The sequence below is a fragment of the Campylobacter concisus genome (assembly GCF_003048595.2).
GTDB lineage: Bacteria > Campylobacterota > Campylobacteria > Campylobacterales > Campylobacteraceae > Campylobacter_A > Campylobacter_A concisus_L.
On the sequence record NZ_CP049270.1, the window covers coordinates 730,521 to 756,989 of the forward strand.

Consider the following 26,469-nt stretch of genomic DNA (forward strand, 5'->3'; position numbering starts at 1 on the left):
TAAATTTCATATAATCTTTCAAAACGAAAGGAGATAGAATGAAAAAGATCTTAAAATTTATCTTAATGGCGGCAGTACTTTTTGGTCTAAATTTGATGGCAAAAGATGAGCTTATAAAGGAGCAGACGATGGCAGGGCAAAATTTAAAAGAAATTTATCTAGCAGGTGGTTGCTTTTGGGGTATGCAGGGATATTTTAAAAAGATATTTGGCGTAGTGGATACAAAGGTAGGCTATGCAAATGGCAAGAGCGAAAATACTAGCTACCGCGAGCTTCATGAGAGCGATCATGCTGAGACACTTTATGTAAAATACGACGAAAACAGAGTCGCTTTGGCTGAAATTTTGGCTCATTTTTTTAGAGTGATCGACCCGACCTCATTAAATAAACAAGGCAATGACGTTGGTAGGCAATATAGAAGTGGAATTTACTATGTGAGCGAAAGTGATCTGCCAACGATAGAGAGCTTTATGAAAATAGAGCAAAAGAAATTTAAAGATAAGATCGTGGTTGAGGTGGCACCACTTAAAAATTTCGTCTTAGGTGAGGAGTATCATCAAGACTATCTTGATAAAAATCCTTTTGGATATTGTCACATTGACCTAGATTTAGCTAATAAACCGCTTTACGATGAGGCAAAATTTAAGCCACTCAGTAAAGACGAGTTAAAGAAAAATTTAAGTAGCGAGCAGTATGCCGTGACACAAGAAGCGGCGACTGAGAGGCCATTTAGCAGCGAGTATGATAAATTCGATAAAAAAGGAATTTATGTAGATATAACGAGTGGAAAGCCACTTTTCTCAAGTGCAGATAAATTTGATGCAGGATGTGGCTGGCCAAGCTTTACAAAGCCTATCACGACAACAGCTCTTTCATATAAGGAGGACAACTCGTTTATGATGAAAAGGGTCGAAGTTAAGTCGCAAAATAGTGACGCGCACCTTGGGCATGTTTTTGACGATGGCCCAAGCGATAAGGGTGGGCTAAGATATTGCATAAACGGCGCGAGTCTTAAATTTATACCGCTTGAAGATATGGCAAGACTAGGGTATGAGGAATTTATACCTTATGTAAAATAGCTTTTGTTGAAGCAAATCAATAGTTTAAAAAGTTTAATCAGAGTATAATTCTCCAAAATTAAAAGGAGAAGAAATGAGTGATTTTTTCAAAAATGCGGAGCAGTTTAATGTCGATGGTGCAACCGTGCCATTTTATAAATTTAATGAAAATGGTGTAAATTTTGTTGGCTTTGACTCACGTCCTTGCGTGCCGCCAGAGCCGATGGTCAATGCATTAATCGCTATTAAATTTGCTGATAAAAACACAAAAATTATGATGCTAAATCATAAATTTCCAGCTGGTCTTATACCAAAGATAGACAAGAGCTTTGATATAGAGCGTGAAGATATAGATGGTGGGGCTGTAAAGATGATTTTTAGCCTAAAAGACGGCGCAAATATAGAAGACGTAGATACGAGTCTTTGCCACTAAGATGCTTTTAAATACTTACGCACCACCATTTAAGTTAGTCGGTGGATATTTTATTGCTGGAATTTTGTTTTTGGCATTAAGTGTGCCGGCATTCTTTTATGCAGATTTTGATGCGATTAGCTCACTAAACACAGCTGGTTTTTTGCATATATTTTTTGTTGGCTTTGTTATGAGCATTATCATCGGAGCGCTCTATCAGCTAACCTCAGTAATTTTAGAAAAGCCATTTTTTACCGCAAAAGGTGCTATTTTAAATTTGGTTATTTTTTGTCTATCGTTGCTGGGCATGTGCTACGGGATGTTATTTGCTGAGGCTAAAATTTTACAAATTAGTGGAGTTTTGCTTTTTTGCTCGCTCGCTTTTTTTGCAACGACTTACGCATTAAGCTTTATGGATAATGAAAAAAAGAGCTTTGCGGCCTTTGCACTTTTTGTTTCAGCTATCTTTTTGCTAATTGGAATAACGCTTGGTTTTTGCTTGCTTATGATACTTAGTGGCACGCTGATGCTTGATTTTGAGATGACACTAAAATTTCACGTTTATTTTGTGCTGGGATTTGTATTTCTTGTGATACTTGGAGCTGCTAGCGTACTCCTACCTATGTTTGCATTGGCTCACGATCTAAAATTTACACTTAGCAAGGCCTCACTAGCATGCTATATTTTGGGTGGTATCTTGCTAGCTTTTAATGAAAATTTATCTATTTTGTCAATATGTGTGGCAGCTTTACTTTTTATAGCTCAAGCGCTTTATATTTTAAAAAAACGCATTAGAAAGGCGTATGATTACTGGAATGTAAATATCGTACTTTCACTGCTGGCTTTACTTGGTGCTGCTGTTTTTATAGCTTTGGATAAATTAAATTTAGCTGCATATTTTTTAATATATGGCTTTTTGTTTGCTTTTATCGTAGCTCATCTTTACAAGATCGCACCATTTCTCATATGGTATCACTACGTAGCACCTTTTGTTGGAAAGGTAAAAGTGCCACTTCTTGATGCCATGATACTAAAAAAGATAGCTTATTTTGGTATAGCTTTTAATGCTATCTCGCTTCTTTGCTATCTTTTCTCAACTTGCTTTGAACTAGAAATTTTAGTACATGTAGGTATGATTTTTATAGCTCTTAGTATAGTTTTGCTATCAATCAATATAATAAATATTTTTAGATTTACTGGTTTTAAAGGATAAAAAATGAAAGAAAAAATTTATAACGCACTGTCAAATATCGTTGATCCAGAAGTTGGCTTTGATATCGTTTCGCTCGGACTTATATATGATGCGAGCTGCGATGAGAATGGCAAAGCAAAAGTTACTATGACGCTTTCAACTAAATCTTGCCCACTGCACGAAATGATACTTGGCTGGGTAGAAACAGCCGTGCTTGATATAGAAGGTGTCAAAGAGTGCGAGATCGACCTTGTTTGGGAGCCTGAGTGGAATATACAAATGGCAAGTGATTTTGTAAAAGCACAACTTGGAGTTTAATTTTTAAGTTTTTAGATTTGAAAGTTTGTAAATTTTTATAAGCTAGAGAGCAAAAGCTCTCTAGAAATTTTAAGGAGTTTGTTTTTTATTAGTCCATTTGATGGCGCATAAATGATGGCACATCAAGCTGTGACATATAGTCTTCGTCATATCCACCACTAACTTTTTTAAGTCTTAATATACGCTCTTTTTTTATGATATCGTTTGCATTAGAAGTTTGTACTTCATCTTTTTTCTCAGCTTCTTTTTGTGAGCTTTGAAAACCTGTGGCTATTATTGTAACTTCAACTTTATTGTCTTCTATTTTGTCATCAGTTGTTGTACCAAATATAATTTCAGCATCTTCATCCGCTGCCTCATGAATAATACTCATCGCATTATTGATATCAGCTAGTGGGCAACTAGGGCTTATTCTAAAATGAACTAAAATACCAAATGCACCATTTATTGTCATGTTATCAAGAAGTGGTGATTGTATAGCATTTTTTATAGCTTCTTGCGCTGCATCCTCGCCACTTGCTTCGCCAACACCCATTAAAGCTAGTCCTCTATGGCTCATAATCGTTCTAACATCTGCAAAGTCTAGATTTATATCGCTTTTTCCTGAATCAAGTACGATCGTACTCATGCCATTGACGGCTCTTGCAAGTACTTCATCGACCATTTCGAAGCTTTCTTTTATACCAGCATTTTTATCAATTAATGTTAGGAGTTTATCGTTTGGAATGACAACAATAGAATCGCTTTCTTTTCTAAGTTCCTCAAGGCCACAATCAGCCAATTTTCTACGTTTTTTTCCTTCAAACATAAAAGGCATAGTAACAACTGCAACTGTTAGTGCACCAATATCTTTTGCAGCTTGAGCAACAACTGGAGCAGCACCAGTACCAGTTCCGCCACCGAGTCCTGTACCAATGAAAACTATATCTGATGTCTCAAGTGCACTTTTTACTTCATCGTAGCTCTCTTCAGCAGCAGCTTTTCCTATTTCAGGTCTCATGCCTGCACCTAGGCCTTTTGTTGTCTTTTCTCCAAGCTGTATTTTTGTATGTGCAAGAGAATTTTCAAGAGCCTTAGCATCTGTATTGGCAACAATAAGATCTATATTTAAATTTGGATTAACTCTTATTATGTGGTTGACCATATTGCCACCACCTCCACCTACACCTACGACCTTTATCTTTGCACCATAGATGCTTTTATTTTCTTCTACTGTGAAGCTACTCATTTTTGAAATTCTCCTTAAAATAATTGTGTAATACTATACCAAAATTTTGCAAAAGCATTTGGCTTTTTTTCTTGTTTGCTAATATCTGCAATATTGGCAAGCTCTTCTTTGTTTTTTGATTTATTTGCTACCTCTAATTCAAAATCTTTATCTGAAAAACTATCCTCTTTTTCATTTGGATCCTGCACCTCTTGTCCAAAATTTTGTACATTTTCCTCTTCTACAAAAACATTTCTAAAATTTGCTTTTGGTTTTGAGGCTATTTCCCCTTGGTATCTCATTTTTTTCTCAGAATCAATCTCGTATGGGCTAAAGTTGCCAGCACCATATAAACAAAGCCCTATAGCACAAGAATTTGCTGGATCTCTTAAAATTTCAAATAATCCATCCATTTCTTTTGTTTTTGCTATACGAACTGGCATTTTATCAAATATCGCAGATGCAAGATCTCTAATACCTTCTAACTTAGTCATACCGCCAGTAAGTATTATTCCAGCACCAATGCTATCTTTATAGCCGCTATCTTCTAGCATCTTAGCAAGTACCATAAGGGTTTCTTCTGCTCTGGCATATATAACATTTGATATTATGTCTAGTGAAACTTCATGACTTTTTGTTTCATCTCCAAGGATCGGAAGCTCTATTAAATCAACTGACTTATTTATTAAAGCACCATAACCTAATTTTATCTCTTCTGCCTTTGGAAGAGGTGTATGCAGAGCCATAGAAAGATCATTTGTAATATTTGCTGAGCCAACAGGTAAAAATTCATTGTATCTTATAGAATTTCCAGAATGTACTACAAGATTACAAGTAGCGCCACCCATATCAACAAGTGCAGCACCAAGCTCTTTCTCATCTTTTGTTAATGTTGCTATCGCAGAAGCATATCCTGAAAGGACTATGTTATCTAGTTGAACACCTGCTAAATTTGCGGCTTTTCTTAGGTTGCTAATAGATGACTTTTGTACTGTAACAATATGTGTTTGAACTTCTAGCCTGCTACCATTCATGCCTATTGGATCTTCAATATGTTCTTGTCCATCTACTTTAAAATTGTAAGGAAGAACATGTAGCTTTTCATACTCATGAGGTATATCAGCTGTATGATCGGCCATTTGCATAGCACGTTCGATCTCTTTTATACCTATTTCATGATTTGGTATATTTACTACACCACTACTGTCAACGCTTTTTGTATACGCACCAGAAATAGAAACTATGACTTTTTCATAGCGTGTTCCTGCAACTCTTTGTGCTTCTATTAATGCATTTTTTATTGACTTTGCAGCTTGCTCAATATTGGTTATAACACCTTTTCTTATTCCTTGTGTTTTTTCAGTTCCAATTCCAATTATCTTAATACCATTTTCATCATGTTGTGCTATTACTGCACAAATCTGGAAAGAGCCGATATCTATACCTAAAATTTTTGTACTCAAGATAAATTACCTTTTGATATATTCTTTAATTTCATAGTATTTTTTCAGTTTGTTTGTTAAATCTTTTATTAACTCATTATTTTTAAGCATTGTAACGTTTTGCTGTGTTATTTGCTTATAGTTATTATCCATATTATCTACAAGCAACCTTTGTTCCAAAATATCGTATATAACGGCCTTATCCTCTAATATAACATAATCTTTTTTATTGTTAGTTTCAAAAAGTTGAGAAACAAAAGCTCTAGTCTCACTTTCATTTAGTCCTGAGATAGAGCTATTTATATCTCTACTAATAAAGCCTATATCAGTTCCTTTGAAATTTTGTAAAGACTCTTTTGCCATAGTTGTTAAGTTTTCTTTTTTCTTTTTATCTTTGTAAATTTCAAGTACCATTACTCTTGCTTGTTCAAAACTCATAGGTTGTGGAGGAGTTATGCTTTTTACTCTAACTATCAAATATCCATCTTTATATGTAAATGGTTTTATAATCTCACCAACTTTTGCCCCTTTTATTTCATCAAGTGAGAATGTCGCATTATCTTCATTTACACTAACAAATTCATTTGTTGCAAGCTCGGCTTTTTTGATAGAGGTATATTTTTTTAAAGCATCAGTCTTGCTTTTCTCGATATTGTAGTCTTTAATAACTTCAGTCTTTACTTCGTCAAATGATTTGATTTTATCATCAGAGCCTTTATATCTCTCCTTATTTTCGTTATAGTAGTCACTCAAAGTAGTTTGATTTACATCATTTTTATTTGACTCTATAAAGTATGTTTCTAGACCGTATATGGTCTTTGTCATATAGTTGTTTTTATTTGTTTCCCAAAGATCCTTTAGCTCTTTTTCATCTATTTTTATATCACTTTGATTAGCATTTATTATCTGTATTGCTAATTTGTCTTGCATAAAAAAGCTTGCTTCCATCATTGCAATGTCTTCTTTGTTGGCTGGTAAATTTAAAATAGTTCTAAGTTTATCAAGTAGTATTGTTAGTTTTAAATTTTCTTCAAAATCAGTTGGATTTATTCTAGCTCTTCTTAAAATATCGTAGTATAAATTTTTATCAAAAGCACCATCTTTTTGAAATGTTGGATCCGCGATTATATATTTTAAAATATCATCTTTGCTAACACTAAGACCTATATCGTCTGCAAAATTTAATAGTAAATTCTCTTGAATTGTAGCCTGAAGTGCAGCATTTTGTAATCCTAACTCATTAGCCTTTTCTTGTGTTAATTTGCCATCGAAAAGATTGTTATAGTATTGATATAAGCTATCGTATTTTTGTTGTAGTTCTTGAATGCTTATATTTCTGTGTCCTACTTTTGCTACTGAGGTGGCTCGATTGCTGTTTAAATCATATGCTCCCCAGCCTACAAAGCCTGCTCCAACAAAGGCTATTGTACTTACCCAAATGGTAACAACTAGGTATTTTTTATGTTTTTGCATCCAAGACAACATTAAATTTTCCTTTAAAAGACTAACGAAATTTGTATGATATATTATATAAAATTGCCTTAAATAAGCTTAAAATAGGGCTTTAAAAATACCTTTGTGAAGAATTTTGCTAACAATTTTTTAGCATTGTTAGCAAAATTTTTAAATACTATAATCGCTATAACCACTAGTTAAATGAAGCAATTTGCAGCTATTTTCTAGCAAAGCTATCTCTTTTGCAAGAAGCTGAGGGCTTCTACTGTATGCGTAAATGCCATATCCTTTAACGATAATAATGTTTGTGTTTTTTTCTAGCATATATCTATAAATTTCAGTTTCTGCACGTTCATACCAGTCATCATATTGTTTTGGATCATAAACAGAAATTTTATCAAATCTCATATACCCAAAATAATCTTTCGGTACAATTTTTTCATGTTTCATCGCGTAGGCAGTTGCGTATGGTGGTATCGCGTAGCAAACAAATCTTGCCTCATTTATATTTTTATAAATATTTAAGTGTATATCAGCATCAAGACTAGCTTCATTCCAACGATAGTCTTTTTTTGATGAAAGAAGTGTCAAATCATCATCTTTTAAATTATCAAAAATGGCATTTTGTTTATTGATTATAAATTGATTTTTTTCGACTCTTGCCGAAATCGAGCCATGAAAGACGCCAAAAAAATTCTTTCTAAACATAGAAAGTGATATCGTTTTTATCTCATTTATTGAGTGTTCTAGCTCCATTTTTCCTCCTACGTTTAAGCGATTATATTTAAGCTATCTTAAAATTTATGTAAAATTTTGTGTAATGATAGCTTTTTAAGTAAAATTTCGATAAATTTTCCACACTATTTACTATAAAGAGGCAGTGTTGCAAAGTCCACATATCAGTGTTTTACTTGATGAAGTTCTATCCTTTTTTAAAAATTTAAATGGAAATTTTATAGATTGCACGCTTGGATATGCTGGACACTCTAGTGCTATTTTGTCTCAAAATGAAAATTTAAATTTGATCGCTTGCGATAGAGACAACGAAGCTATAAATTTCTCACTCAAAAAACTTGAGCCATTTGGCAGCAGAGTGAAAATTTATAAGAGCAATTTCTCTGAGCTTATTAGCAAGCTTAGTGGCGATGAAATTTCAAATGTTAGAGCAATTTTAGCTGATATTGGCGTTAGCTCTTTGCAGATAGATAAAGATGATAGAGGCTTTAGTATCGGCTCAAACACACTTGATATGCGTATGGATAAAGAGCGAAGTTTTAGTGCATATGACGTGGTAAATGGCTACTCTTTTGATGAGTTAGTTAGGATTTTTAGGGATTATGGTGAGCTAAAAAATGCCTCTGGGATCGCAAACAAGATAATAAATGCTAGAAATTTAGCCAAGATAACAAGCGCAAAAGAGCTAGCAAATTTGATCGGCACGGCTCAGATAAAAGGACGAGGAGTTAGCCCTGCGATACTGGCTTTTCAGGCGATCAGGATAGAGGTAAATGGCGAGCTAGACGAGCTAACAAATTTGCTTGATAGTATAGAAAAGGGCGGTTTTAAAGATTGCTTAGTGGCGATCATAACATTTCACTCACTTGAAGACAGGATCGTAAAAGAGCGCTTCAAAAAGTGGGCAAACAGCTGTATCTGCCCGCCTGGTATCTACCGATGTGAGTGCGGAAATAACCACGAGTTAGGCGAAATTTTAACCAAAAAGCCACTAACAGCAAGCCAAAGTGAGCTAGCGCAAAACTCACGAAGCAAGAGCGCAAAACTGCGTGTTTTTAAGATAATAAGATAAAGGGATAAAGATGCAAGAAAAAGAAGAGCTGCTAACACTTCACGACGAGGAGCAAAAACGTGAGGTAAATTTAAGCTTTAAGACGCTAGTGATGGTCTATCTTGCGGTTTTTATAGCACTAGCTCTATTTTTGCCAAAAATTTACATAGCAAATCAAATTTATTATATAAGTAGAGATATCGCCGACATCAGTGGCAAACGAGATATGCTTCTTGAAGAGAACAGAGCTCTTAGCATAAAGCTTGAAAATTTACGTTATAAAAATCAAATTTTAAACAATATGCAAGAGCGTCAATGGAAATAATCAAGAAATTTAAAAGCTTCATCCACTACTACGACCCTGCAAATTTCCAGCTCATTTACTCGCTAAAAGCTGCCACAACCATAGCTTTTAACTGTTTTTTGTGCTTTCACTTCTTTCATCTAAGTGGCGCCATCATGGCTGTAAATATCACGATGGGTATCTTCTTTCTTGGCGAGCTTGAGTGTAAAGATAGGAGTAAATTCGCATTTTTACTACTCTATATCGCGCTTTCTTGCGCTTTTATGCCATTTGTTGATCCATTTATCAGCCTTGGCGTTTGGCTCTCGCTTATCGTATTTGTCTGGATATTTATGGTCGGCATTAGCCAAATTTATAGTTCAAATTTAAACAAAATTTTACTTGCCGTAAATGCAACAGGGCTAGTTGCCTTTGTGACAAAGGCTGCAGTTGGGCTAAATGTGGTTGAAAGCATCGGCGGTCTGGTGCTTGCAGGCGTGCTAAGCATCATCATAAAATTTGAAAACTTTGGCAAATACGGTAAATTTACTAAAAAGAGCATCAGCTTTTTACTAGACAACGCCATCTTATCGAGCAAAGCACTTGGCACGAGCCATTTTTACGCAAGTATCGCAGATTTGATGAGTTTGATCGACAAATCAAAAGAAATTTTCGCAAATAAAAGCCTAAAGATAAAAGATGTTAAGTTAGTTAGAAATCAAGCCAAGGCTCTATTTTATTTTTATAAAGTTGAAGAGATCGCTGTTTTGCTTCGAACATTAGGCGCTTCGTTTGAAAGGATCGATGACAAAGCGCTTTTAAATGAGGTAAAAAATGAGATCGCTTACAATCTTTTTGAACTTAAAAATATCTTTAAAAATCAAACTCCAAAGCTAAAATTTGAAGCGCTAAATTTAGCTAAAAACTCAAATTTTAAAATTTTTGCAAGCTCGCTTGGTGTGCTTTATGATAAATTTTTGCTTATAAAAGAGGGCGGCGAGGATAAGCTCTCTTTTAATAATACAAAAAAGATCACGCTAAAAGAGGCATTTAAAAAGATAAATTTAAAAAATGAAATATTAAAAGAGTCTTTAAGGCTTGCCATTTGTATGTCGCTAGCCATTTTTATAGCGCAGGCCATGCATATAAATCATGGAATTTGGATCGCCATAGCTGTGATGAGCCTAAACAAAAGCGACGAAGATGCTTTAAAAAATGCTGGCAGAGATAGCCTTCTTGGCGGAGTTATCGGCTTTTTTATCGCACTTGTTTTTGTGAAATTTATGGGTGAATCATACGCATTTTACGTGGTTGTCTTTATCGGTATGTTTTTGGTTTATTACCTTAAAGCCTATAAGCAAATTGTCTTTGCAACGGCTTTTATGTTTGAATTTACAGCCATTTTTTCGCTTATAAAAAGAGACTTTTTAGCTCTTATGGTTGATAGATTACTTGATGTGGCGGCTGGTTTTGTGATAGTTTTTGTCACATATTTGCTAACTAGGAAAAATGACTATACAACTATAAAAGATAGCTTAAGCAGTGCCTTGATGTGTTTTAGAAATTTAGTGCAAATTTCTCTAAATGAATCAAACAAAGATGCTTTTAGCACGGATGAAAAAGGGGTTTTGGGATCGTTAAATGAGCTAAACTACGCTATCAAAGTTAGTAAAAATTTAGACAATGATAGTATGAAAAATGCAAAATTTATAGCTAGCAAGCTTGATGATATAAATAGCGATCTGGTTAAACTTAGAAATTATTTAAACTTAGACGAGTTAAAAGAGAAAAACACCTTGCAAAATGATGTAAAAATCATCTCAGATAGATTTTTAATGCTAGATAAAAAGATCAAGAAGCTTCCATATTACTTTATAAGTGATATAGAAGCGAAACTACTTTGCAAAGACGAAAACGCTAAAAAGTTAATTTTACGAGTTACTTTAGGGCAAAATGAAATTTACTCAGCGCTCTCTTTTTGAGAAATTAGCTTTTCATATATATATTGTTCTAAATCTTTTTTTGAAACATCATTTTTAAGAGCGGTGTTATAAATTTCTTCAACCTTGCTTGAATATTTTTCGTAGGCAAAATATGGAAAATGCACGCTCCAAGCCTTTTTTATAAGCTCTTCACTCATCTCTCTTCTGGCCCAGACTTTAAACATATCAAAGCCAATAAAAACGGCTGATGTGACGACAGCAGTCGCTATTATCGATATATGCGCATCAGTTTTTGCTAAAAAATGATGCGTGATGATTAACAATGGAAATAAAATGACAAAACAGATAAGTGCGTAAATCTGATAGAGTTTGATGTGATTAAATCTAAAATTTAACTTTGCTCCATCTATTAGCATACCTTCGTTAAAAAGGGCATTTGCTTCAAGTAGATCCCTGAATAAAACTGGCTGTTTTGAAACAAAAAAAACGTTTTTTATGATTCTATCTTTTAAAGTTTCTTGCATTTTTTATAAACTTTTTACCTTTGAAATTTTGACTAATTATATCTAAGAATCTATAAATTCAAACAAAATTAGATACAATTTGCCCAAAATTTAAGGAGCTAAAAATGGCAGATCAAGCTTTACAAACCGTCTTTTTAAATGGAGAATTTTTGCAAAAAAACGAGGCAAAAGTTAGTGCTTTTGATAGAGGATTTATATTTGGCGATGGAATTTATGAGGTTGTGCCTGTGATAAATTCAAAAATGGTTGATAAAGATGGATTTTGGGCGAGATTTGAAAGAAGCTTAAATGAAATAGATATAAGTTTGCCCTACGAAAAGGAAAAAATTGAAGCGATCTTAAGCGAGATAATCTCCAAAAACGCCTTGAAAGAGGGCGGAATTTACATGCAAGTAACAAGAGGCGTGGCGTTTAGAAATTTCTATTTTATAGAAAATTTAACACCAAGTGTCTTTATTTTCTGTTACGAGAGTGAAATTTTAAACAATCCTGCTGCAAAAACTGGCATAAAAGTCGTGAGTGTCGAGGATATCAGGTGGAAAAGGCGTGACATCAAGTCTATCTCACTTCTGGCTCAGTGCTACGCTAAAAATGAAGCTCACAAAAAAGGTGCAGATGAGGGCTTTATGGTGGAAAATGGCTTTGTGACAGAGGGTTGTAGCTCGAGCGCTTTTATCATCAAGGATAAAACTTTAATCACAAAACCGCTTTCAAATGAAATTTTGCCAGGAATTCGCCGAATGAGACTTTTAAAGATCGCTAAAGATATCGGCCTTAAGATAGAGGAGCGAAAATTTAGCATGGATGAAGTTTATAGTGCTGATGAAGTCTTTATCTCGGCTGCTACACTCATACTCTTACCAGTCGTTTATGCTGATGGCAAGGCGATAAATGGCGCAAAAGTAGGAGAAATTTCAAGCAAACTTCGTGAAATTTATGCTAGTGAACTTTTAAAAGAAGCTGGACTTTGAGAGAAAAAATCCTAATAAGTGCTTGCCTAGTTGGTATAAATTGTAAATTTAACGGCGAAAATAATCTTTTAAATAAAGATGTTTTGGATGAAATTTCAAAGAGATATCATCTGCTTTTTGTTTGTCCTGAAGTTTATGGTGGACTTAGCACGCCAAGAGAACCGGCTGAGATGAAAAATGGTGTGGTTATTTGTAAATTTTCAGGTAAAGACGTGAGCAAAAATTTCAAAAAAGGAGCAGAAATTTGCCTAAAGATAGCCAAACTAAATGGTTGTAAAAAGGCTATTTTAAAATCAAAAAGTCCAAGTTGTGGAAGTGGGCAAATTTATGACGGAAGCTTTAGTAAGAGGCTTATTTTAGGTGATGGCATCACAGCAAAACTGCTAAAAGAAAATGAAATTTTAGTTTACAGCGAAGATGAGATAGTAGGGTTTGATGTTTGATAGGCTAAAAGACAACATTATGCTTGAGGTGATTTTTAAGTACATCATCTTGTTGCTACTTTTTATCTGTGTGATCGGTCTTTTTATGAGCGGCGTTCTTTTCTTAAATGGGGAGATGAGTGAAAATTCGCTGAATTTACACATTTTCTTTGGTTTTAGTTTGGTTGTTTTGACGATTGTTCATAGTTATGTTAAGAAGAAAAAGTTAAAGAAGCTAAGCCTTGAGTTTAAAAATATCTTAAATCATAAGCCGGTGCAGATGGATTGTAACACTACTAGATTTTTAAACGCTTTAAACGATGTAAAGGTTGGCGAGTTATCAAAGAAATTTGGCTCTGATATTGTAGAAATTTTAAAATCAAATGATATAAAAATAAAAAGCGAGAATGAGACGATGAAGCAAATTTGTAAAAATAACGATGAAAAGATGTTTTACATTTTTGTTTTGATTGTAGAAGCTATTTTTAAGGATAAGGAAAAAAATTGAAAAAGGGTATATTTTTAGCATTTAGTGTTGCTTTGTTTTTGGGATGTTCGCAGACCCAGCCAAAGCCAAGTGTGCAAAATTCTTTACCAGATGAAAATGTATATAAGCCAAATGAACGCATTAGTTTGCTTGATTTTGAAATGAAACAAGATGCCTCGTCGTTACCGCAAAATATACAAAGTGCAAGCTTTGACCAAGAAGAAATTTTACAAAGAAGGTTTAAGGTTTTTACATTAAGGGGCGTAAAATTTAATCCAAACGATGTTTTTTGGGCATTTAATATATATAAACCAAGCGAGAAGAGAAAGTATTTTGGCTCAAATTTTAGACAGATACCTAAAAGCTGGTTTGACGCACAAAAGGACAATGCAAATTTTTCAGCTCTTTCAAGCATCTCTGCTTATGCTTTAACTTCGGCAAACACAGCTGTAAGAAATTTCCCAACCGACGAGCCGATATTTTTAAATCCACAAACTCCAGGCGAGGGCTATCCGTTTGATTATCTGCAAGAATCAATCCTAAGCATCGCTCATCCGCTCTTTGTATCACACCTCTCAAAGGATAGGGCATGGGCGTTTGTGAGTGATGATGCGGTTTGGGGCTGGGTGAAGGTTGAGGATATCAAATTTATAAGCGACGATGAGGCAAATGCCTATCAAAAGTCAAGTTTTGTGACTATAAAAACGGATAAAATGCCAGTTTATGACAAGGCTAGAAATTTCTTGTTTTATTCAAGAGTTGGAGCGATACTGCCTGTTTTGGCGCAGGATAGTAAAAACTACTACGGCAAAATTTATGTAAGAAATATGCTTAGGGAGTTTGTCCTCCCAAAGTCTTTTAGCGCCCTTTTTCCACTTAAATTTAATGACTCAAATTTAAAAACAATTCTTAGCTCGCTTCTTACTCAGCCTTATGGCTGGGGCGGGGTGGATAAGCTAAGAGACTGCTCGCTTTTTACAAAAGACTTGCTAGCAAGCTTTGGCGTGTGGTTACCTAGAAATTCAAGGGCTCAAGCAAATATGGGACAAAAATTTGATCTAAAAGGACTTAGTAACGCTGCTAAGACAAAAGAGATAAAAGAAAAGGGTGTGCCATATCTTACGCTTGTGCATCTGCCAGGACATATCATGCTTTATGCTGGATATAAGGGCGATGATATATATGTGGTGCATGATGCTTGGGGGTTAAAAACCGAAAATAACGGCAGAGCGTTAATCGGTGCTACGGCAGTAACTACGTTAAACATCGGACAAAACAGAAACGACATACAAAACTCAAATTTGCTCATTTCAAAAGTCGATTCTATAAATGTGATAAAGCCAGAAAATGTAATAAGCGATAAAGCTAGAAAAATTTCAGCTTTACAAAGGGCTTATGGTGTTAAGGTTGAGGATAATTTGGTCAAATTCGGTGATGGAACAATATTTGTCTATGATGACTTTAAACAAAAAGATGATGAGTGTAGTATTGGTGCTGATATAGAGGATATGAATGCGCTTGATTACGCTGCATTTTCGCCACTTAGCACCGCACTAAGTGATGCTGGCAGATGTAGAAACTACGAGCTTTTAGGCAAAATTTATGGCTCAAGCGAGAGCGAGGTAAAAGCAAATTTGGTAGATGTTGTTTGGCTAAAAGATAGCCTTGCGCTAAAGTTGCCATTTAACTCTAAAAATGGAGCCGCAGCTGCTTTGCAAGACGTAAGCAATGAGCTAAACGATATGGTAAAGAGCGATCCAGCCTTGCTTGAATACCTAAAAGATCCAGGCGGGACATTTAAGTGGCGAGTGATCGCTGGTACAAACCGCTTGAGTCCGCACAGCTACGGCATTGCGATCGATATAAATGTGAAAAAGAGCCACTACTGGCAGTGGAGCAATGGCTACCAAAACCTCATCCCTGAAAAGATAGTGCGTGTTTTTGAAAAACATAAATTTATCTGGGGTGGACGCTGGAAGCACTTTGATACGATGCACTTTGAGTATCGCCCAGAGATGTTTGAGTAGATGAAAGAGCAAATTTTAGAAATTTTATCTCACTCAAACGTCTTTTTAACAGGTGGCGGGGGTGTTGGCAAGAGCTATCTAACTGCCTCCATCATCAGACACTACAAAGAAAATTTTAAAAACGTCATAATCCTTGGCTCAACTGGCATAAGTGCCGTTAGTCTTGGAGGAGTTAGCTTGCATAGTTTTTTTAAATTTGGCTATTGCAAAGACTATGAGGAGCTAAGGCGCTTTGACTATCATCAAAAAGACAAACTAAGCAAGCTAAGAAGTATGCTTGATGCATGTGATCTGCTTGTAATTGATGAAATTTCAATGGTGAGCTCAAATCTAATGGAGATGATAAGATACCGACTACTTACTTCCAAATTTAAAGGTAGGGCGCTTATAGTGGGTGATTTTTATCAGCTTCCACCAGTGCAAAAGGAGCAAAATGAAAATAGACTTTTTAATTTTTTATACGCTTTTAACTCCAGTGCGTGGGAGGAGATGAAATTTACAAATGTTGAACTACTAATCTCAAAACGTACAAACGATCTTAAATTTTATGAAATTCTCTCTCGTCTTAGAGTAGGCGAGCTAGATGATGAGATAATGAGCTATATAGAGAGTTTAAGAGTGACCAAGATAGAGCCAGATGATGATACGAGCGTGCTTTTTGGCAGAAATGCCGAGGCTGAAATGCTAAATCAAAAAAGGCTTTCAGAGCTTAGCACGCCACTTGAAATTTCAAACTCAGATGTAAGCATTTTGGATGAAAATTTAGATAAAAAAGAGTTTGAGAAATGGGCAAATACGCTAAATATCTCAAGGGATTTGGAGATGAAGATAGGCGCTAAGATTATCTTTACGTCAAATAAGTGGGGCGAGTACTATAACGGCGAGCAAGGCAAGATCATACAAATTTTAAAAGAAAACGGAGTCATTTCAAGCGTGATTGTAAAAAAAGATAGCGGCGAAATTTGTGAGATAGAAAAAGCCGCTTATATATTTAGTTCGTTAAATTTAAATGAAGATGAGATCGAAGAAAATGTACAGGCATCGCTCCATCAGTTTCCATTTAAGCTTGCTTACGCTCTAACTATCCACAAGTCTCAAGGTATGAGCATAAACTCGCTCATTTGTAATATCAACCACATTTTTGCCAAAGGACAACTCTATGTCGCACTTTCTCGTGCAGTAAGTCCTAAAAATTTAAAACTTTTTTATGATAAAAAAAGTGATTTTAGGCAGCATTTAAGAAAAGTGGTTAAAATTGACGACGAAGTTAAGAAATTTTACCAAGAAAACGTATTTTTGCATATTAAGGAGAATTTATGAAAAAGCTATTTTTAAGCCTTGCTTTTTGTATTTTTGCATTTGCAGACGTGCTAAAAGTAAGAGATTTTCAAACAGATATCTACTCAAAAGCTGGACAAAATTTAACAAAAAAGATAAATATGAACCTTGAGGTTGTCGGACGTGATGTTGAAGAAAATGAAGCGTATGTGCTTGATGCTTTAAACATAATAGTTGGTAGCTTTTACGTGGAAGATATTTTAACCTCAATGGGAAAAGAGAAATTTAAAGAGCTTTTCATAAAATACGCAGCCAAAAAGCACTCTCTTGACATCGATGATGTGCTTATCTTAAATATAAAAGTGATAAATAATCTTGAGCTAAGCGAGATCATAAAAGCAATAAAAAGCCAAAATTTATGCTCCGATCCAAGTGTTAATGAAGAGATTGTAACAAAACCAGAAAAGAAGAAAAAAGGCAATGAGATCATCATCTCACCAGATCCAAATGACGTAGTTCAAAAGCCTATTGATCTAAATAATGTTCAAGAATTTGGAAAAGACTTTGGAGAGAAGTGAGTAAATTTGGCTAAAGCTAGCCAAATTTATTGATTTACAATGTCATAACCTTGAGGAATGACAGGAGTTAGCGTTTCTTGTGGTATGAGCGCATCTTTTACTGGATTGCTTAGAGTTATTTTAATTTTATTTGAAAGTTTATCTTTATAGTCAATCGTCGTTGGAAGCGTGTTTTTAATAGTTATAAAATACTCAACTCCGTCGTATATCGCTTTGTAAAGTGTTGGTTGGATTTGCTCCGCATGGGCTAAGATTTGTGTCAAATTTGGCGTATCATCAAGTTTTGAAATGATAGCTTGCTCAAGCTCATCCTCAATCACGATCACACGCTCTTTGTTAAAATAAATTCTCTTTGGCGTTGGACTTTCATATATCCAAAGCGCAGTATTGTCGTTTTTTGCGTAAAATCTACCTTTGTAATTTATGCTTTTGCCTTCGCTAAATACAGTTTGCGTAAAGTCACTTTGCAGGCTTTTGAAATTTAAGCCAGCACCAAATGAGCAAACTGCAACGAGAGATGCAACTAGAAATTTTCTCATTTTTTATCCTTTTTTAGCGTATTCTAGCCCAGTTTAATTAAATAAATAGTTAAACTATGCTAAGATCCAAAGTTTAAAAATTTAGGAAGGTAAAATAATGATTTCATCGGTATTTAGAAAGATTTTTGGCACCAAAAACGATAGAGAAGTCAAAAAATACATAAAACGTGTGGCGCAGATAAATGCACTTGAGTCAACTTATGAAAAGATGAGCGACGATGAGCTTAAGAGTAAATTTAATGAGCTAAAAGCCCAAGTAGTAGAAGAAAAAGTCACTTTAGATGAAATTTTAAATGATGTTTTTGCGATCGTTAGAGAGGCTAGCAAAAGGGTGCTTAAGATGCGCCATTTTGACGTACAGCTAATAGGCGGCATGGTGCTAAACGAGGGTAGGATCGCTGAGATGAAAACTGGCGAGGGTAAGACCTTGGTGGCGACTTTGCCAGTTATCTTAAATGCGATGAGTGGCAAGGGCGTGCACGTAGTAACCGTAAACGACTACCTTGCAAAGCGTGACGCTACGCAAATGGGCGAGCTTTATAACTTTTTAGGCTTAAGCGTCGATGTGATACTAAGCGGTGGATACGATGATAACGTAAGACAAGCTGCTTATAACGCTGACATAACATACGGCACAAATTCAGAATTTGGCTTTGACTATCTGCGTGACAATATGAAATTTGAAGCTGGTCAAAAGGTACAAAGAGGCCATAATTTTGTTATCGTGGACGAGGTCGATAGTATCTTGATAGACGAGGCTAGAACTCCGCTTATAATCTCTGGCCCAACAAACCGCACACTCGATGGCTATATAAGAGCCGATCAGGTCGCAAAACAGCTTACCAGAGGCACTCCAGCTGATCCAAATGTGCCAGGCTCAAAGCCAACGGGAGACTTTATAGTAGATGAAAAAAATAGAACGATAATGATCACAGAAGCTGGCATAAGTAAGGCTGAAAAATTATTTGGTGTTGAAAATTTATATAACCTTGAAAATGCTATACTAAGTCACCACCTAGATCAAGCTCTAAAAGCTCACAATCTCTTTGAAAAAGACGTTCACTACGTTGTAAAAGAGGGCGAAGTTGTTATAGTTGATGAATTTACCGGGCGTCTAAGCGAGGGCAGACGCTTTAGTGAGGGACTTCACCAAGCACTTGAAGCGAAAGAGGGCGTGAAAATTCAAGAAGAGAGCCAAACGCTAGCCGATACAACATATCAAAACTACTTTAGGATGTATAAAAAGCTTGCAGGTATGACTGGTACGGCCCAGACAGAGGCTACTGAGTTTTCTCAAATTTACAACCTTGACGTTATCTCGATCCCTACAAACGTTCCGGTTATAAGGATCGACTCAAATGACCTTATCTATAAAACCCAAAACGAGAAATTTAAAGCAGTCATTGACGAAATCAAAAAAGCTCATGAAAAGGGCCAGCCAGTGCTCGTAGGAACTGCAAGTATCGAGCGTAGTGAGGTGCTTCACGAGATGCTTAAAAAAGTTGGCATCCCACACTCTGTGCTAAATGCTAAAAACCACGAAAAAGAGGCTGAGATCATCGCACAAGCTGGTGTAAAAGGTGCTGTAACTATCGCTACAAATATGGCTGGACGTGGTGTTGATATCAGGATCAACGACGAGGTTAGAGACCTTGGCGGTCTATATATCATAGGTACCGAAAGGCACGAAAGTAGAAGGATAGATAATCAGCTGCGTGGCCGTGCTGGACGTCAGGGGGATCCTGGTATGAGTAGATTTTATCTAAGTCTTGAAGATAATCTTTTAAGAATTTTTGGTAGTGACCGCATAAAAGCGATCATGGATAGGCTTGGTATCGACGAGGGCGAGAGTATTGAGAGTCGCATGGTGACAAGAGCGGTTGAAAATGCTCAAAAGAAAGTTGAGAGCTTGCACTTTGAGGCTAGAAAGCATTTGCTTGAGTATGATGATGTGGCGAACGAGCAAAGAAAGACTATTTATAAATACCGCGACGAGCTACTTGATAAGAGCTACGATATGAGCGAAAAGATTGCCCAAAATAGAGTCGAATACGTTACAAATTTACTTGACACGGCTGAAATTTTCCATGGTGGCTTAAAAGATGACTTTGATATTAAAAATTTATGCTCTATCATCCTTGCTGACTGTGGCGAAGAGATCGACGAGAGTGAGCTAAAAGGACTAGAATACAATGAGCTTATCGACAAGCTTGTTGAAATTTTTAGTGCAAGATATAACGAAAAGATGAGCGTGCTAAACGAGGAGCAAAGAAGAGATATAGAGAAAATTTTATACCTTCAAGTGCTTGATAATGCGTGGAGAGAGCACCTTTATCAGATGGATATATTAAAAACTGGTATCGGCCTTAGAGGGTATAACCAAAAAGATCCGCTTGTGGAGTATAAAAAAGAGAGCTACAACCTCTTTATGGAGCTAGTAAATAGGCTAAAAACTGAGAGTGTTAAGACACTTCAAGTAGTGAGATTTAAGAGCCGTGAGGAGCAAGAAGAGCAAGCCAGAATGATGATCGAGGCTAACCAAAATGATGAAAATGAGCGTTTAAGCTACAACGACCAGGACGAGAAATTTACACCAGAGAAAAAGATTCCAAGAAATTCGCCTTGCCCTTGTGGAAGCGGAAAAAAATATAAAGATTGCCACGGCAAAAGTGGCCCTAAAAAAGGCATATTTGCTTAAAATTTCTACTTTTAAGGCGCCAAAGCGCCTTAATCTTTTAAAGGCTATTTGATGACAAGCTTACCAAAGTACCTACTTTTTAAATATTTAAGATTTGATAAAACTCAGCCATTTATCGCCCTAAGCGCTTTGCTCGCCTTTCTTGGTGTGAGCATAGGGCTTATGGTTTTGATCGTTGCTATGGCTATTATGAATGGATTTGACAAAGAATTTGAGCGTAAACTTTTTACGATGAACTATCCAATAACTATTCAAAGTGCCTTTAAAGGCTCCATTGATGACAACTTTGTAGATGAGCTAAAGGCTAAATTTAGCGATCTTAAATTTAGTCCATTTATTAGCACGCAGGTGATCTACCGCTCGGCAAATGCGCTTGAGGGTGGGCTGGTTTATGGCGTAAATTTTAAAGACGAAAAGCAGATAAACTCAGTCGTAAACGAAGCCTTAAAAGATAAGGAGCTAAGCGGCTTTGAGATACTTGTGGGAAGTGGCATCGCAAATGAATTTAGACTAAGAAATGATGAGAAACTAACACTCATTTTTACAAAGGCTGACCCAGCTGGTTTTTCATTAACGCCAAAGATGAAGCGATTCGATATCGGTGGCTCATTTACATCTGGGCTTATCGCCTATGACAAGGCATTCTCATATACTTCGGTCGAGGCTTTGAGGAAAATTTTGGACTATCCAAATGGTGTGTATGATGGTATTCATATCTTTTCAAGTAAGCCATTTGATGATATAAAAAGAGTGCGCGAAGGGCTTCCGGCTGGCACTGTAGCCATTGGCTGGTGGGAGCAAAATGGCAACTTTTTCTCAGCGCTCGCACTTGAAAAAAGAGCGCTTTTTATCGTTTTGATGCTTATTATCCTTGTGGCGTCGCTAAATATCATAAGCTCACTACTAATGACTGTGATGAACCGCAGGCAGGAGATCGCCTTGCTTTTAGCGCTTGGTGCTAGTAAAAGTGAGATAAAAAGAAGCTTTTTCTATCAAGGGCTAGTAATCGGGGGCGGTGGCATTATATTTGGCTTGATACTTGGCTTTTTAGGGCTATTTTTACTTGGAAATTTTAATATCATAGACCTACCAGCTGATGTCTATGGCTCAAGTAAACTGCCACTAGAACTTTCTTTGATTGACTTTGTTCTTATAATAGTTGGGGCTATTTTTATCGTTGCTATATCGTCTTATTACCCAGCTAAAAAAGCCACGGAAGTAAATGTGCTTCAAACTTTAAGAAATGAGTAGAGCCTAGAGACTTAGGCTTGCTCGTTGCTTGTAAAAGTTATTTTTAAAAGATTATTTTAAAACCGAACATAAACTCGTAAAATTCTAGGATAAATTTATACTTTTATGCTCTTATATCATGATCGATTTTGCATTGAAGAGCCTCGTGTACGAGTATTTTTGCCATGACGCGCTCTTCGCTTATTAGGTGGAAATTTGCACCTAGCTCGCCAAAGATATCTTTGTTGCCCTCGCCATTTGCTTTGATGATAGTCTGGATATTTGCTCCGTAGTCTTTGATCTTTTGTGCGATTAGCTCAACTCTTTGCTCGTTGCTAACTGTTATGATAACGGCTGCTGCATCGCTTAGGCAGGCATTTTCAAGAGTGTCGCTTTGCAGCACGTTTCCTAAAAATACATTTTCCCCGCGACTCCTACCAAGCTCAACTAGGCTGATGTCATTATCAAGCACGATGTATAAAAGCTTTGTCTCTTTTAGTCTTAAAACCACCTCTTGACCAAGCCTATCATAGCCAAAGACTACGATATGATTTTTTAGTTTTTGTGGCTTTAAGGTCTCGTTTGACTCGACTACCACCTCGCGCTCTACAAGATCAGCTAAGACGTCAAGCTTTTTAAGTATAAAAGGTGTCGCAAACATCGATATAACAGAGGCTGCGATGAAAATTTGAGCAGTTTGGACATCTAGTAAATTTCTAGTAGTCATCAACCCAAAGACAGCCAGTGCAAATTCGCCGATCTGACAGACGCTAAGTGCGGTTTTAGCAGCGACCCTGCGTTTTAAGTAGATATTTAAAACGGCAAAAACGACGATAGCTTTTACGACCATTATGCTAAAGACTAGACCTAGAACTAGCCAGATATTTGAGAGCACGACTACAAAATTTATCTGCATGCCAACGGTTATGAAAAATAGTCCAAGAAGTAGATCTCTAAAAGGTATGAGATCGACCTCGATCTGGTGCTTATACTGCGTCTCTGCCATCATCATGCCAGCTAAGAACGCACCAAGAGAGTATGAAAAGCCAAAGAAGTGAGCTAGCGTGCTGGCGCCAACTACTAAAAAGAGGATCGTAGCTATAAAGACCTCTTGAGAGTTTGTCTGAACGACTTTGTAAAATATCCAGTTGATGACATATTTGCCGAGCAAAAATAGCACAACGATAAGGATAAACGCGCTTGTAAATGTCTTTAGTAAAAGCTCATTTATCGAGGCATCTTGCGAGCTAAACATATCTATCATAAGAAGGATTGGGATGACGGCAATATCTTGAAATAGTAAAATTCCAAGCGCCTTTCTACCATAAATTTTACTTACATCGCCATTGTCATTTAGCGTTTTTAGCACGATCGCAGTTGAAGATAGAGCAAAGGCAAGACCAGCGATAAGCGCTGTCTCGTCCTTTAGATGAAGCGCGTAATAAAGCATCACGCCCATCACAAAGCCACTTAAGCAAACTTGCAGACCGCCATTTAGAAAGACCTCTTTTTTCATGCTCATCAGGTGTTTAAAGCTAAACTCAAGTCCGATCGTAAACATCAAAAATGCGATACCAAACTCAGCTATATGAGAAATTTCATTGTTGCTTTTTAGGTTGAAAAACTCAGATATAAGCGTGCCTGTTACGATGTAGCCGATGATGGTTGGTATCTGAAATTTCTTAAAAATGACATTTAACGCGACTGAGATCGCAGCGACAAGCAAGAAGCCTTCTAAAATTTGTTCCATATATTATTTTTTGCCTTCGTAAAATACAAGATCAAAGCTACTTTTTCTCTTCACAAGCGATCTTTTGGTGCTAGTTTGACTGGTAGCTTCGTGTAATTTTTTATTTAACTCATCAATAGTCGATTCTAAATCGTCAATTTTCTCTTTTAGCTGAAGTATCACATCAACGCCTGCTAAATTTACACCAAGTTCTCTGGTTAAATTTAGTATCGTTTTGACGCGATCAACGTCTTTTTGTGAGTAGAGCCTCATCTTGCCATCTGTTCTTGATGGCTCTACTAGCCCCTCTCTTTCGTACTGCCTTAAAGTTTGTGGATGTATGCTTAAAACCTTTGCTACAACGCTTATTAAAAAAAGTGGTTCTTCATAATTTTGCATTTTTTACTCCGGTAATTTTTCTTTTAACTCTTTTACTAAGCCTTCATCAAGCTCACTAATATTTGGAAGTTTTACTCTGGCTTTTAAGTAAAGATCGCCATAAATTCCGCTCTTTCTATTTTGCACGCCATATCCTTTTAAACGGATCTTTGTGCCTGTTTTTGAGTTTTCGGCTATTTTAATGGTGACATCTTTTTTGTAAGTATGCACATCGACTTTTCCGCCAAAAAGCATAGTTTTTAGTGGAATTTCTATATCTTTATAAAGATCGTCTCCGACTCTTTCATATTCGTCGCTTGGCTCAACGCTAATAGCAAGTATAAGATCGCCTTTTTGACCACCAGCACTCTTGCCTTTGCCTTTTACGCGAAGCTTCTCGCCGCCTTCTATGCCACTTGGAATTTTTATCTTAATGCTTTCGCCATTAAAATTTATCTTATGTTCGCCGCCAGTTACAGCTACGTCAAATGGTATAGAAATTTTTGCATTTACGTCTAAATCAGCTCCGCCAAAGCCAAATCCACCACTACTAAATCCGTCAAAGCCTCCAAAATTACTACCAAATCCACTGCTAAATTTAGCTCCACCGCCGCCAAAGCCACCTGAGAAGATATTCTTTAAAATTTCATTTAGATCGCCCATATCGGCTGAGCTACTAGCAAAGTCGTGGAAATTTTGACCACCAAACATAGTATCGCCGTACTGGTCGTATTGAGCTCGTTTTTTATCGTCGCTTAAAATTTCATAAGCGGCATTTATCTCTTTAAATTTATCTTCTGCTCCAGGGTCTTTATTGATGTCTGGATGGTATTTTCTTGCAAGTTTTCTATAAGCTTTTTTTATCTCGTCGCTTGAGGCACCCTTTGAAACCCCTAAAGTCTCATATAAGCTTTCACTCATATATTCTCCTTATATTTTTTTGATACGGATTATATCACAAAGCTTTAGTCTATGCAAGTCAAGTTTATTTTTGTTTAATAACAAGAAAAAGTGTTAAGATTTTATTTTTTCACTATATTTATAATTTGCAAGAAATTTTAGATTAAAGGAAAAAAATGAAAAAGATTGTGCTAATTTCATTAGTAGCAGCTTCTTTTTTAGTGGGGGCTGATATTAAATTTAATGAAGCTAACTCTAATATCACGAGAGTCTCGCCACTTAGCGATAAAAATAGCGTACTTTCTTATTATGACTCGATCGCTCAGGCAAAGCTTTCAGTTGTAAATATTTCAACTACAAAAACTGTAAATAATGCTGGTATTGAGCAGATGTTTAACGACCCTTTTTTCAATGAATTTTTTGGATTTAATTTTGCAAAACCAAAAGAAAAAGAAAAAGAAAAAACTACTTCGCTTGGTTCTGGCGTTATTATCTCAAATGATGGATATATCGTTACAAACAACCACGTGATCGAAGATAGTGATCAAATAGTCGTAACTCTTGCAAATGGCGGCAAAGAGTATAAAGCAAAGCTAATAGGAAGTGATCCAAAAACCGATTTAGCCGTCGTAAAGATAGAAGCAAACGGACTAAATGCAATTACTTTTGCAGACTCATCAAAACTACTTGATGCAGACGTTGTATTTGCTATAGGAAATCCATTTGGCGTTGGTGAGAGTATCACTCAAGGCATCGTCTCAGGTCTAAATAAAGATAATATAGGCCTTAATCAATATGAAAATTTTATCCAAACAGACGCCTCTATAAATCCTGGCAACTCAGGCGGTGCTTTGGTTGATAGTAGGGGCTATTTAGTTGGTATAAACTCGGCCATTCTTTCAAAAAGTGGCGGCAATAACGGCATTGGCTTTGCAATCCCATCAAACATGGTAAAAGACATAGCTAAAAAACTAATCGTCGATGGCAAAATAGAGCGTGGCTTTATCGGCGTTACGATTGCAAATTTAACAGATGAGCAAAAAGAGCTTTATACAAACAAAGAAGGTGCGCTAATAAGCGGTGTAGAGCAGGGTATGCCAGCAGATGAGGCTGGACTAAAAAGAGGCGATTTGGTTATATCGGCTAATGATAAAGTTATCAAAAATGCAAATGATCTTAAAAATTTCATCGGCTCACTAACTCCAAATAGCGGCGTTGATATAACTTACGAGCGATCAAATAAAATAATGAATGCAAAAATTAAGCTTGCAAACGCTGATCACAATTCAAAAGACATAGCAAAAAGCATTATCATCGAAGGACTTAGCGTTAGTAATCTAAGCGATGAGATAAGATATAAATACAAAATTAGCCCAGATACTCAAGGCGTGCTAGTAACTGATGTGAAATCTGGCTCAAAAGCTGAAGACTTTGGCTTTGAAAGAGGTGATGTGATCGTGCAAGTTGGCGAAGAGAGTATAAAAGATCTTCAAACATTTGCAAATACTGTCAAAAATACAAAAGGCAAAAAGACACTAGTGTGGATAAATCGCGGCGGTATCATACAAGGCCTTGTTATAAAATAATCATCCAAGAGCTGAAATTTCAGCTC

The 26,469-nt window shown here is 36.2% G+C and carries 24 protein-coding genes and 2 pseudogenes; 17 read left to right on the forward strand and 9 right to left on the reverse strand.

Going from position 1 to position 26,469, the window contains the following annotated elements; translation table 11 throughout:
• Window positions 1-38: 38 nt before the first annotated feature.
• The 4 genes from msrB to CVT15_RS03705 all read left to right on the forward strand — a co-directional run bounded on the left by msrB (window position 39) and on the right by CVT15_RS03705 (window position 2,980).
• Window positions 39-1,079, forward strand: coding sequence for a peptide-methionine (R)-S-oxide reductase MsrB (gene msrB / locus CVT15_RS03690; protein ID WP_107897964.1), 1,041 nt, complete (start codon window positions 39-41; stop codon window positions 1,077-1,079).
• A 73-nt stretch (window positions 1,080-1,152) separates the two neighbouring features.
• Window positions 1,153-1,491 (forward strand): hypothetical protein, encoded by a 339-nt coding sequence (locus CVT15_RS03695; RefSeq protein ID WP_021090578.1) that lies wholly within the window; start codon window positions 1,153-1,155, stop codon window positions 1,489-1,491.
• Between the two features lies 1 nt (window position 1,492).
• The gene (locus CVT15_RS03700) at window positions 1,493-2,683 is read left to right on the forward strand and encodes a peptidase M50 (protein ID WP_087585747.1); all 1,191 of its coding nucleotides are present in this window, start codon (window positions 1,493-1,495) and stop codon (window positions 2,681-2,683) included.
• 3 nt (window positions 2,684-2,686) lie between these two features.
• Window positions 2,687-2,980, forward strand: coding sequence for a metal-sulfur cluster assembly factor (locus CVT15_RS03705; protein ID WP_021091019.1), 294 nt, complete (start codon window positions 2,687-2,689; stop codon window positions 2,978-2,980).
• 88 nt (window positions 2,981-3,068) lie between these two features.
• Here the strand turns inward: CVT15_RS03705 and ftsZ are convergent, their stop codons facing one another.
• From ftsZ to CVT15_RS03725, 4 genes are all read right to left on the reverse strand, one after another.
• Complete coding sequence (gene ftsZ / locus CVT15_RS03710) at window positions 3,069-4,208, reverse strand: cell division protein FtsZ (RefSeq protein ID WP_087584329.1); 1,140 nt, start codon at window positions 4,206-4,208, stop codon at window positions 3,069-3,071.
• A 14-nt stretch (window positions 4,209-4,222) separates the two neighbouring features.
• Window positions 4,223-5,650, reverse strand: a complete 1,428-nt coding sequence (gene ftsA, locus CVT15_RS03715) for a cell division protein FtsA (protein WP_107897963.1) — start codon at window positions 5,648-5,650, stop codon at window positions 4,223-4,225.
• 6 nt (window positions 5,651-5,656) lie between these two features.
• A complete protein-coding gene (locus CVT15_RS03720; protein WP_087585749.1) occupies window positions 5,657-7,114 on the reverse strand; it encodes a peptidylprolyl isomerase in 1,458 nt (485 codons plus the stop codon).
• 138 nt (window positions 7,115-7,252) lie between these two features.
• A complete protein-coding gene (locus CVT15_RS03725; protein WP_103576612.1) occupies window positions 7,253-7,840 on the reverse strand; it encodes a class II aldolase and adducin N-terminal domain-containing protein in 588 nt (195 codons plus the stop codon).
• Window positions 7,841-7,967: 127 nt separating this feature from the next.
• On the opposite strand from CVT15_RS03725, the gene rsmH reads away from it, so the two are divergent.
• The 3 genes from rsmH to CVT15_RS03740 are packed head-to-tail and all read left to right on the forward strand — an operon-like array spanning window position 7,968 to window position 11,135.
• On the forward strand, window positions 7,968-8,891 hold the full coding sequence (gene rsmH, locus CVT15_RS03730; protein WP_103576611.1) for a 16S rRNA (cytosine(1402)-N(4))-methyltransferase RsmH: 924 nt from the start codon (window positions 7,968-7,970) through the stop codon (window positions 8,889-8,891).
• A 10-nt stretch (window positions 8,892-8,901) separates the two neighbouring features.
• Window positions 8,902-9,195: a hypothetical protein gene (locus CVT15_RS03735; protein WP_002940285.1), complete on the forward strand. Its 294-nt coding sequence runs from the start codon at window positions 8,902-8,904 to the stop codon at window positions 9,193-9,195.
• Window positions 9,186-11,135 carry an FUSC family protein gene (locus tag CVT15_RS03740; protein ID WP_107897962.1) on the forward strand — a complete coding sequence of 650 codons (1,950 nt, stop codon included), beginning with the start codon at window positions 9,186-9,188 and terminating at the stop codon, window positions 11,133-11,135. The genes CVT15_RS03735 and CVT15_RS03740 overlap by 10 nt, the downstream gene beginning before the upstream one ends.
• Here the strand turns inward: CVT15_RS03740 and CVT15_RS03745 are convergent.
• Window positions 11,114-11,620, reverse strand: coding sequence for a hypothetical protein (locus tag CVT15_RS03745; RefSeq protein WP_054196475.1), 507 nt, complete (start codon window positions 11,618-11,620; stop codon window positions 11,114-11,116). The genes CVT15_RS03740 and CVT15_RS03745 overlap by 22 nt on opposite strands.
• 104 nt (window positions 11,621-11,724) lie before the next feature.
• Between CVT15_RS03745 and CVT15_RS03750 the strand changes: the two genes are divergently transcribed.
• Genes CVT15_RS03750 through CVT15_RS03775 form a run of 6 tightly spaced genes read left to right on the forward strand, consistent with a single transcriptional unit; the run spans window position 11,725 to window position 17,383 of the window.
• On the forward strand, window positions 11,725-12,591 hold the full coding sequence (locus CVT15_RS03750; protein WP_103576609.1) for a D-amino-acid transaminase: 867 nt from the start codon (window positions 11,725-11,727) through the stop codon (window positions 12,589-12,591).
• Window positions 12,588-13,034: a DUF523 domain-containing protein gene (locus tag CVT15_RS03755; RefSeq protein WP_087585753.1), complete on the forward strand. Its 447-nt coding sequence runs from the start codon at window positions 12,588-12,590 to the stop codon at window positions 13,032-13,034. The genes CVT15_RS03750 and CVT15_RS03755 overlap by 4 nt, the downstream gene beginning before the upstream one ends.
• Entirely contained in the window at window positions 13,027-13,521 is a 495-nt protein-coding gene (locus CVT15_RS03760) for a chemotaxis protein (protein ID WP_087585754.1), read from the forward strand. Before CVT15_RS03755 ends, CVT15_RS03760 begins: the two co-directional genes overlap by 8 nt.
• Window positions 13,518-15,527: an SH3 domain-containing protein gene (locus CVT15_RS03765; RefSeq protein WP_103576812.1), complete on the forward strand. Its 2,010-nt coding sequence runs from the start codon at window positions 13,518-13,520 to the stop codon at window positions 15,525-15,527. Before CVT15_RS03760 ends, CVT15_RS03765 begins: the two co-directional genes overlap by 4 nt.
• Entirely contained in the window at window positions 15,528-16,847 is a 1,320-nt protein-coding gene (locus CVT15_RS03770; protein WP_103576813.1) for an ATP-dependent DNA helicase, read from the forward strand.
• A complete protein-coding gene (locus tag CVT15_RS03775) occupies window positions 16,844-17,383 on the forward strand; it encodes a hypothetical protein (RefSeq protein WP_087584339.1) in 540 nt (179 codons plus the stop codon). The genes CVT15_RS03770 and CVT15_RS03775 overlap by 4 nt, the downstream gene beginning before the upstream one ends.
• A 26-nt stretch (window positions 17,384-17,409) precedes the next feature.
• Here the strand turns inward: CVT15_RS03775 and lolA are convergent, their stop codons facing one another.
• Window positions 17,410-17,922, reverse strand: coding sequence for a LolA-like outer membrane lipoprotein chaperone (gene lolA, locus CVT15_RS03780; RefSeq protein ID WP_054196481.1), 513 nt, complete (start codon window positions 17,920-17,922; stop codon window positions 17,410-17,412).
• A 97-nt stretch (window positions 17,923-18,019) separates the two neighbouring features.
• On the opposite strand from lolA, the pseudogene secA reads away from it, so the two are divergent.
• The 3 genes and pseudogenes from secA to CVT15_RS03790 form a co-directional block, all read left to right on the forward strand.
• Window positions 18,020-20,416, forward strand: a pseudogene (gene secA, locus CVT15_RS03785) (preprotein translocase subunit SecA); the annotation flags it as partial.
• Window positions 20,417-20,518: 102 nt separating this feature from the next.
• A pseudogene (locus CVT15_RS10305) lies at window positions 20,519-20,620 on the forward strand (SEC-C metal-binding domain-containing protein); the annotation flags it as partial.
• A 51-nt stretch (window positions 20,621-20,671) separates the two neighbouring features.
• Complete coding sequence (locus CVT15_RS03790) at window positions 20,672-21,871, forward strand: ABC transporter permease (RefSeq protein ID WP_087585759.1); 1,200 nt, start codon at window positions 20,672-20,674, stop codon at window positions 21,869-21,871.
• A 103-nt stretch (window positions 21,872-21,974) separates the two neighbouring features.
• Here the strand turns inward: CVT15_RS03790 and CVT15_RS03795 are convergent, their stop codons facing one another.
• The 3 genes from CVT15_RS03795 to CVT15_RS03805 are packed head-to-tail and all read right to left on the reverse strand — an operon-like array spanning window position 21,975 to window position 24,878.
• A complete protein-coding gene (locus CVT15_RS03795; protein WP_103576814.1) occupies window positions 21,975-23,600 on the reverse strand; it encodes a cation:proton antiporter in 1,626 nt (541 codons plus the stop codon).
• A 3-nt stretch (window positions 23,601-23,603) separates the two neighbouring features.
• Entirely contained in the window at window positions 23,604-23,978 is a 375-nt protein-coding gene (locus tag CVT15_RS03800; protein WP_103559065.1) for a heat shock protein transcriptional repressor HspR, read from the reverse strand.
• 3 nt (window positions 23,979-23,981) lie between these two features.
• Window positions 23,982-24,878, reverse strand: coding sequence for a DnaJ family protein (locus tag CVT15_RS03805; RefSeq protein WP_054196486.1), 897 nt, complete (start codon window positions 24,876-24,878; stop codon window positions 23,982-23,984).
• A 155-nt stretch (window positions 24,879-25,033) separates the two neighbouring features.
• Between CVT15_RS03805 and CVT15_RS03810 the strand changes: the two genes are divergently transcribed.
• On the forward strand, window positions 25,034-26,443 hold the full coding sequence (locus CVT15_RS03810; RefSeq protein ID WP_103576815.1) for a Do family serine endopeptidase: 1,410 nt from the start codon (window positions 25,034-25,036) through the stop codon (window positions 26,441-26,443).
• Window positions 26,444-26,469: the final 26 nt, after the last annotated feature.

Bases quoted from the DNA above. Each gene is read 5' to 3' on its own strand.
- CVT15_RS03795 (WP_103576814.1), bottom strand. From the start codon at position 23,600: ATGGAACAAATTTTAGAAGGCTTCTTGCTTGTCGCTGCGATCTCAGTC.
- msrB (WP_107897964.1), top strand. From the start codon at position 39: ATGAAAAAGATCTTAAAATTTATCTTAATGGCGGCAGTACTTTTTGGT.
- lolA (WP_054196481.1), bottom strand. From the start codon at position 17,922: ATGAGAAAATTTCTAGTTGCATCTCTCGTTGCAGTTTGCTCATTTGGT.
- CVT15_RS03760 (WP_087585754.1), top strand. From the start codon at position 13,027: ATGTTTGATAGGCTAAAAGACAACATTATGCTTGAGGTGATTTTTAAG.
- CVT15_RS03705 (WP_021091019.1), top strand. From the start codon at position 2,687: ATGAAAGAAAAAATTTATAACGCACTGTCAAATATCGTTGATCCAGAA.
- CVT15_RS03720 (WP_087585749.1), bottom strand. From the start codon at position 7,114: ATGTTGTCTTGGATGCAAAAACATAAAAAATACCTAGTTGTTACCATT.
- CVT15_RS03810 (WP_103576815.1), top strand. From the start codon at position 25,034: ATGAAAAAGATTGTGCTAATTTCATTAGTAGCAGCTTCTTTTTTAGTG.
- CVT15_RS03800 (WP_103559065.1), bottom strand. From the start codon at position 23,978: ATGCAAAATTATGAAGAACCACTTTTTTTAATAAGCGTTGTAGCAAAG.
- ftsZ (WP_087584329.1), bottom strand. From the start codon at position 4,208: ATGAGTAGCTTCACAGTAGAAGAAAATAAAAGCATCTATGGTGCAAAG.
- CVT15_RS03770 (WP_103576813.1), top strand. From the start codon at position 15,528: ATGAAAGAGCAAATTTTAGAAATTTTATCTCACTCAAACGTCTTTTTA.
- CVT15_RS03750 (WP_103576609.1), top strand. From the start codon at position 11,725: ATGGCAGATCAAGCTTTACAAACCGTCTTTTTAAATGGAGAATTTTTG.
- CVT15_RS03805 (WP_054196486.1), bottom strand. From the start codon at position 24,878: ATGAGTGAAAGCTTATATGAGACTTTAGGGGTTTCAAAGGGTGCCTCA.
- CVT15_RS03775 (WP_087584339.1), top strand. From the start codon at position 16,844: ATGAAAAAGCTATTTTTAAGCCTTGCTTTTTGTATTTTTGCATTTGCA.
- CVT15_RS03695 (WP_021090578.1), top strand. From the start codon at position 1,153: ATGAGTGATTTTTTCAAAAATGCGGAGCAGTTTAATGTCGATGGTGCA.
- CVT15_RS03725 (WP_103576612.1), bottom strand. From the start codon at position 7,840: ATGGAGCTAGAACACTCAATAAATGAGATAAAAACGATATCACTTTCT.
- CVT15_RS03790 (WP_087585759.1), top strand. From the start codon at position 20,672: ATGACAAGCTTACCAAAGTACCTACTTTTTAAATATTTAAGATTTGAT.
- CVT15_RS03700 (WP_087585747.1), top strand. From the start codon at position 1,493: ATGCTTTTAAATACTTACGCACCACCATTTAAGTTAGTCGGTGGATAT.
- CVT15_RS03745 (WP_054196475.1), bottom strand. From the start codon at position 11,620: ATGCAAGAAACTTTAAAAGATAGAATCATAAAAAACGTTTTTTTTGTT.
- CVT15_RS03740 (WP_107897962.1), top strand. From the start codon at position 9,186: ATGGAAATAATCAAGAAATTTAAAAGCTTCATCCACTACTACGACCCT.
- CVT15_RS03735 (WP_002940285.1), top strand. From the start codon at position 8,902: ATGCAAGAAAAAGAAGAGCTGCTAACACTTCACGACGAGGAGCAAAAA.